Below are 6,005 nucleotides of genomic sequence, written 5' to 3'. Positions count from 1 at the left end.
TTCCAGCTCCTCGGCGTCCAGCCCGGCGCGGGTCCGCTCCGCGCGCGGCAGGATGCCCTTGGTGCCCGCGGGGATGCCCAGGTCGGTGAACAGGTGCGGCGAGGTGGAGTACGTCTCCGGCGGGTCGCTGAAGCCCAGGTCCAGCGCCTTGTTGATCAGCTGCCAGCGTGGGATGTCGTCCCAGTCGACGAGCGTGATCGCCGTACCCTTCGCACCCGCGCGGCCGGTACGGCCGATGCGGTGCAGGTACGTCTTCTCTTCCTCGGGGGACTGGTAGTTGATGACGTGCGTCACGCCCTCGACGTCGATGCCGCGAGCGGCGACGTCGGTGCAGACGAGCACGTCCACCTTGCCGTTGCGGAACGCGCGCAGCGCCTGCTCGCGGGCGCCCTGGCCGAGGTCGCCGTGGACCGCGCCGGAGGCGAAACCGCGCTGCTTGAGCTGGTCGGCGAGGTCCGCGGCGGTGCGCTTGGTGCGGCAGAAGACCATGACCAGGCCCCGGCCGTCGGCCTGCAGTATCCGCGCGACCAGCTCGGGCTTGTCCATGTTGTGCGCGCGGTAGATGAACTGTGTGGTGTTCGCGACCGTCGCGCCCTCGTCGTCCGGGGCCGTGGCGCGGATGTGCGTCGGCTGCGACATGTAGCGCCGGGCCAGGCCGATCACCGCGCCGGGCATGGTCGCCGAGAACAGCATGGTCTGGCGCTTGACCGGGAGCATGTTGATGATCTTCTCGACGTCGGGCAGGAAGCCCAGGTCGAGCATCTCGTCGGCCTCGTCGAGGACGAGCGCCTTCACGTGCTTCAGGTCGAGCTTCTTCTGACCGGCGAGGTCCAGCAGGCGGCCCGGGGTGCCGACGATCACGTCGACGCCCTTCCTCAGGGCCTCGACCTGGGGCTCGTAGGCCCGGCCGCCGTAGATGGCGGTGACGCGCACATTACGCACCTTGCCGGCGGTGAGGAGGTCATTGGTGACCTGCGTGCACAGTTCGCGCGTGGGAACGACGACCAGCGCCTGCGGGGCGTCGGTGAGGTCCTCGGGCCGCGCGCGGCCGGCCTCGACGTCCGCGGGGACGGTGACGCGCTCGAGGAGCGGAAGGCCGAAGCCGAGCGTCTTTCCGGTGCCGGTCTTGGCCTGGCCGATGACGTCCGTGCCCGTCAGGGCCACGGGGAGCGTCATCTCCTGGATGGGGAAGGGAGTGGTGATGCCGACGGCCTCCAGGGCCTCGGCGATCTCGGGGAGGATTCCGAGCTCTCGGAAAGTCGTAGTCAGGGTGCTGCCTCTTCTGTGTGCGCGGTGCGAGGCGAGCGCGGGGGTCGTGTAGGGACCGTGCCGGGGACGTCGGCCGCCTGGTGAACGGAGCCGATGGACGCGGGACCACTGCCGACGCTCGAGCGTTCGTACCGCTGAGGTGTCCCTCCGGATTCCGTACGCACTGTGCCGTACGGCTTCAGAGGGCTGGCGGGTCGGAGCCGATCGGGCCACCGACCGGGCATCCTCATACATGCGGCCTGTCGAGTACGTCAGAGTGCTCAGCAGGCGCATTACCACCATACCCCGGATTCACGCACATGCCATGGCCGATTTGGTCACGTAGTCGTCGTCACACTGATTGACCGGGGCCTTCCGGCGCGGGACAAGCGGGTTATTGTGCGCTTCATGACGAGCTCTGACAAGCCTGACAACGCCGAGGACACCCCCGAGACCTCCGCCGGGCACACCGGCGTCGCCGCCATGGACTGGGCGGCCGCCTCCGCCGACCCCCAGTACCGGGCCGCCGTCGTGGATCTGCTCGGTGCGCTCGCGTACGGCGAACTGGCGGCGTTCGAGCGGCTCGCGGAGGACGCCAAGCTGGCTCCCACGCTGTCGGACAAGGCGGAGCTGGCGAAGATGGCCTCGGCCGAGTTCCATCACTTCGAGCGGCTGCGCGACCGGCTCGCCGAGATCGGTGAGGAGCCGACGCTCGCGATGGAGCCGTTCGTCGCCGCCTACGACGGGTTCCACAAGCAGACCGCGCCCTCCGACTGGCTGGAGGGCCTGGTCAAGGCCTATGTCGGCGACTCCATCGCCAGCGACTTCTACCGTGAGGTCGCGGCCCGCCTGGACTCCGACAGCCGCGCCCTGGTGCTGGCCGTGCTCGACGACACGGGGCACGGCGGCTTCGCCGTGGAGAAGGTGCGCGCGGCCATCGACGCGGACCCGCGTGTGGGCGGACGGCTCGCGCTGTGGGCACGTCGGCTGATGGGGGAGGCGCTGTCGCAGTCCCAGCGGGTGGTCGCCGACCGGGACGCGCTGTCGACGATGCTCGTGGGCGGCGTCGCGGACGGGTTCGATCTCGCCGAGGTCGGCAAGATGTTCTCCCGGATCACCGAGGCGCACACCAAGCGGATGGCGGCACTGGGGCTGGCTGCCTGACGGCCGCCCGGGGCGGCGGGGCCGCCCCGGGCCGGGACAGGTCGCGTACCGATCCGGTTCGGGTCCGTTCCCGTACAGGTCCGTTCCTGTACACGGCCGTTCCCGTACACGTCCGTTCAGGACCGGTCGTGGGCCCGGCCGTGGGTCCGGTTCATCCCCGACGCCACCGTCGGCGGCCGGTCAGGCGGTCGCCGACCGGCGGCGCAGTCTTCCCGCGGGGCGCAGCAGCAGGGACAGCGACGCCACGGAGACGATCACCGAGCCGAGCAGTATCGTCAGCAGGTTTCCGGCGTCCAGCGCGGTGTTCATGACGAAGGCGCCGGACAGCGCTCCGGCCACACCGGTCGGCAGAACCAGGGCGCGGGCGGGAAGACGGTGCGACATGCGGTGGTACGCCGCCCACGCCAGAGCCAGGCCGAGGATCGCGGAGCTGAGCGCTTCGAAGAGCATGCTGGGGTCCCTCCCACATGGCCGGCCTGCTCACAATCGGTCCTAGCCCGTCATACCCCTGACCTGCGGAATGCAATCCACCCTCGGGGGTGACCCGTGCTCCGTTCGCGAGGAGGGCGCCGGCGCCTCCCCGAGGCGTGCCACACGGGGTGCCCACGCGGGGCGCGGCACCCCGCACAGGCTGCCGAGCGGGGTGCCGGCGGGCCGCCGGAGACGCGGGAGGGCCCGGCGGTGCGGAACCGCCGGGCCCTTCTCACGACTGCCGGTCGTCGCCCGCAGCGCGCCTACAGTGCGCCGAAACCCACCTTGCGCGGGGCCGGCTCGCCGATCTCGATGTACGCGAGACGGTCGGCCGGGACCAGGATCTTGCGGCCGTGCTCGTCCACGAGGCTCAGCAGCTGCGACTTCCCGGCCAGCGCCTCGGCCACCACACGCTCGACCTCCTCCGCACTCTGACCGCTCTCCAGAACGATCTCGCGGGGCGCGTGCTGCACGCCGATCTTGACCTCCACGGCTATGTCCCTCCGACGGTCAGTGAAGTGCGCGACCTTCCGCGCCGTACCAGCACACATTAGCCCGGTGAGGGGACGTTCACGCCGCGCCCGGCAACGCCAGGAGCGAACAGCCGGCGGGAACACACGCCCCGCCGCCCTCAGTGCTGCTGATCGACACCGTGCAGCGGGAATCCGGCGATACCCCGCCAGGCCAGCGAGGTCAGCAGTTGCACCGCCTGGTCGCGCGGCACACTCCGGTCGCTGTGCAGCCAGGACCGCGCCACCACCTGGGCGAGACCACCGAGCCCCGAGGCGAGCAGCATCGACTCCGCCCGCGACAGTCCGGTGTCCTCGGCGATGACGTCGCAGATCGCCTCCGCGCACTCGTGGGTGACCTTGTCGACGCGCTCGCGGACGGCGGGCTCGTTCGTCAGGTCCGACTCGAAGACCAGGCGGAACGCGCCGCCGTCGTCCTCGACGTACGCGAAGTAGGCGTCCATGGTCGCCCGGACGCGCTGCTTGTTGTCCGTCGTCGACGCCAGCGCGTGGCGCACCGACTGGATCAAGGCCTCGCAGTGCTGGTCCAGCAGCGCGAGGTAGAGATCGAGCTTGCCGGGGAAGTGCTGGTAGAGCACCGGCTTGCTGACGCCGGCGCGCTCGGCGATGTCGTCCATCGCCGCCGCGTGGTAGCCCTGCGCGACGAAGACTTCCTGGGCGGCGCCCAGCAGTTGGTTCCGTCGGGCACGGCGCGGCAGACGTGTACCCCTCGGGCGTACCGCGTCTGTCTGCTCGATGGCTGTCACGCCGCCTCCCATTGTCGTCCCTGCGCGGGGTGAGCCGCGCCGCCATCGTACTTTTCGGTAACCGTGGTGTGCGCGGTGAGCGTGCAGAATTTCACGGACCGGACGGCGGAGAAAGCGGTACGGACGGTTTCAAAAGCTGTCAGAGCGGGCAAGAGGCGTCCCCCTCGTGGCTCGGCTCATCGTGCGAAGGTGCCCCGGCCGGCGAGCTCCTCACCGGTAGTCGTCCTCGTCGAGGGAGACGACCCGGGCCTGTTCCACCAGATCCGCCTCGCTGGCGCGGTCGGGCTCGACGTCGGTCAGCGGGTCGTCGCGGTCCGGGTTCACCTCCGCCTGCTGCTCGGCGGCGTCGGCCGGGGGGGCCTCGACGTCGTACTCCCGGTCCTCGGACGCGGCCTCGTCGTCCGTGAACGTCTCGGGGTCGCTCGGGTCTACGGCCATGGTGGGCTCCCTTCCTACGAATGTCCCTGAAGATGCAGGGGCCACATGCGGGTGCCCTCTGTACGAGCCTAGGAGACACCCGATCCGGACGCCATGCGATCCGCGACCGGGATGTGGCGGGTGCGCCCGCCCGTGGAGCAGGCGCGCGCCCCGGCCGCGCGCCCCGGACGGGCGCTCTGTGATGCCGAACACATGAGCCAGTACGTGATCGTCTCGTAATATTGCCGCATGTCTTCGACCGAGCTGCCGTCCGTGCCGCCCGTGCCGCCTGTGCCGCCCGCGAGCGTGCTGCCCGATGCGGCGGCCGCCAGGATCGCGGAGGGCGAGCGGCTCAGGTCGGTGGAGCTGTCCGGCATCACGCTCTCGGTCCGGTCGAGGCCGCCCGCGCGGGAAGGGCTGCCGTCCGCTCTCTACGTCCACGGACTCGGCGGTTCCTCACTGAACTGGTCGGCCCTCATGCCGCTGCTGCACGACGTCGTCGACAGCGAGGCCCTGGACCTGCCGGGCTTCGGCGACTCACCACCGCCCGACGACGGCGACTACTCCATCACCGCGCACGCCCGCGCGGTGATCCGCTATCTCGACGCCTCCGGCCGCGGCCCGGTGCACCTCTTCGGCAACTCCCTCGGCGGCGCGATCACGACCCGCGTGGCCGCGGTACGCCCCGACCTCCTCCGCACCCTCACGCTCGTGTCACCGGCCCTGCCGGAACTGCGGGTGCAGCGCAGCGCCGTCCCCACGGGTCTGCTGGCGGTGCCGGGCATCGCACCGCTGTTCACCCGCATCACCCGGGAGTGGACGGCGGAACAGCGGGTCCGCGGTGTGCTGAAGCTCTGTTACGGAGACCCCGCGCGGGTGTCGTCGGAGGGGTTCCGCAACGCCGTGCAGGAGATGGAGCGGCGGCTGCGGCTGCCGTACTTCTGGGACGCGATGGCCCGCTCCGCGCGGGGGATCGTCAACGCGTACACCCTGGGTGGCCAGCACGGACTGTGGCGCCAGGCCGAGCGGGTGCTCGCGCCGACCCTGCTCGTCTACGGCGGCCGGGACCAGCTCGTCGGCTTCCGGATGGCCCAGCGGTCGGCACGCGCCTTCCGGGGCTCCCGGCTGGTGACACTTCCGGACGCGGGGCACGTGGCGATGATGGAGTACCCCGAGACCGTGGCCCTCGCCTTCCGTGAACTGCTCATGGATACAACGGATTCGGCCGATGAGGGGGATACTGGGGAGCCGGACGCGCAGGGCGCTCCGGGTTCACCGGCCGATACCGGTGACGGAACCACCGCCGACAACATGAGGGGCTGAGGCGCGACGTGGGACGCCACAGCCGACGTGGACCCGCCCCGAAGGGCAACGCCACCGACACAACCGCAGAACGGAAGGGCCGGGACGGCCGCGCAGGCCGCCGGGA

General features: G+C 70.9%; 7 protein-coding genes. 2 read left to right on the top strand and 5 right to left on the bottom strand.

Features of this window, described 5'->3' with window-relative positions:
* Positions 1-1,176, bottom strand: a 1,176-nt coding sequence (locus B9S61_RS04300) for a DEAD/DEAH box helicase (protein WP_258039540.1), incomplete at its 3' end; no start/stop codon positions are given.
* A 480-nt stretch (positions 1,177-1,656) separates the two neighbouring features.
* On the opposite strand from B9S61_RS04300, the gene B9S61_RS04295 reads away from it, so the two are divergent.
* The gene (locus B9S61_RS04295; RefSeq protein WP_103540997.1) at positions 1,657-2,412 is read left to right on the top strand and encodes a ferritin-like domain-containing protein; all 756 of its coding nucleotides are present in this window, start codon (positions 1,657-1,659) and stop codon (positions 2,410-2,412) included.
* 180 nt (positions 2,413-2,592) lie between these two features.
* Here B9S61_RS04295 and B9S61_RS04290 read toward each other — a convergent pair whose 3' ends face one another.
* The 4 genes from B9S61_RS04290 to B9S61_RS04275 all read right to left on the bottom strand — a co-directional run bounded on the left by B9S61_RS04290 (position 2,593) and on the right by B9S61_RS04275 (position 4,597).
* Positions 2,593-2,862, bottom strand: coding sequence for a hypothetical protein (locus B9S61_RS04290; protein ID WP_103540994.1), 270 nt, complete (start codon positions 2,860-2,862; stop codon positions 2,593-2,595).
* Between the two features lie 284 nt (positions 2,863-3,146).
* A complete protein-coding gene (locus tag B9S61_RS04285; RefSeq protein ID WP_030220063.1) occupies positions 3,147-3,374 on the bottom strand; it encodes a DUF3107 domain-containing protein in 228 nt (75 codons plus the stop codon).
* 140 nt (positions 3,375-3,514) lie between these two features.
* A complete protein-coding gene (locus B9S61_RS04280; protein ID WP_103540996.1) occupies positions 3,515-4,159 on the bottom strand; it encodes a TetR/AcrR family transcriptional regulator in 645 nt (214 codons plus the stop codon).
* A gap of 210 nt (positions 4,160-4,369) precedes the next feature.
* Positions 4,370-4,597, bottom strand: coding sequence for a hypothetical protein (locus tag B9S61_RS04275; protein ID WP_103540993.1), 228 nt, complete (start codon positions 4,595-4,597; stop codon positions 4,370-4,372).
* A gap of 228 nt (positions 4,598-4,825) precedes the next feature.
* Between B9S61_RS04275 and B9S61_RS04270 the strand changes: the two genes are divergently transcribed.
* Positions 4,826-5,899 carry an alpha/beta fold hydrolase gene (locus tag B9S61_RS04270; RefSeq protein ID WP_181007233.1) on the top strand — a complete coding sequence of 358 codons (1,074 nt, stop codon included), beginning with the start codon at positions 4,826-4,828 and terminating at the stop codon, positions 5,897-5,899.
* Positions 5,900-6,005 lie beyond the last annotated feature (106 nt).

Source organism: Streptomyces sp. SM1 (assembly GCF_002910825.1).
Classification (GTDB): Bacteria; Actinomycetota; Actinomycetes; order Streptomycetales; family Streptomycetaceae; genus Streptomyces; species Streptomyces okerensis.
The sequence above is the reverse complement of the archived record's forward strand: the minus strand, read 5'-3'. Positions and strand labels throughout refer to the sequence as shown.

Excerpts from the sequence above, each read along its gene's own strand:
- B9S61_RS04270 (WP_181007233.1), top strand. The coding sequence starts at position 4,826 with ATGTCTTCGACCGAGCTGCCGTCCGTGCCGCCCGTGCCGCCTGTGCCG.
- B9S61_RS04275 (WP_103540993.1), bottom strand. The coding sequence starts at position 4,597 with ATGGCCGTAGACCCGAGCGACCCCGAGACGTTCACGGACGACGAGGCC.
- B9S61_RS04290 (WP_103540994.1), bottom strand. The coding sequence starts at position 2,862 with ATGCTCTTCGAAGCGCTCAGCTCCGCGATCCTCGGCCTGGCTCTGGCG.
- B9S61_RS04295 (WP_103540997.1), top strand. The coding sequence starts at position 1,657 with ATGACGAGCTCTGACAAGCCTGACAACGCCGAGGACACCCCCGAGACC.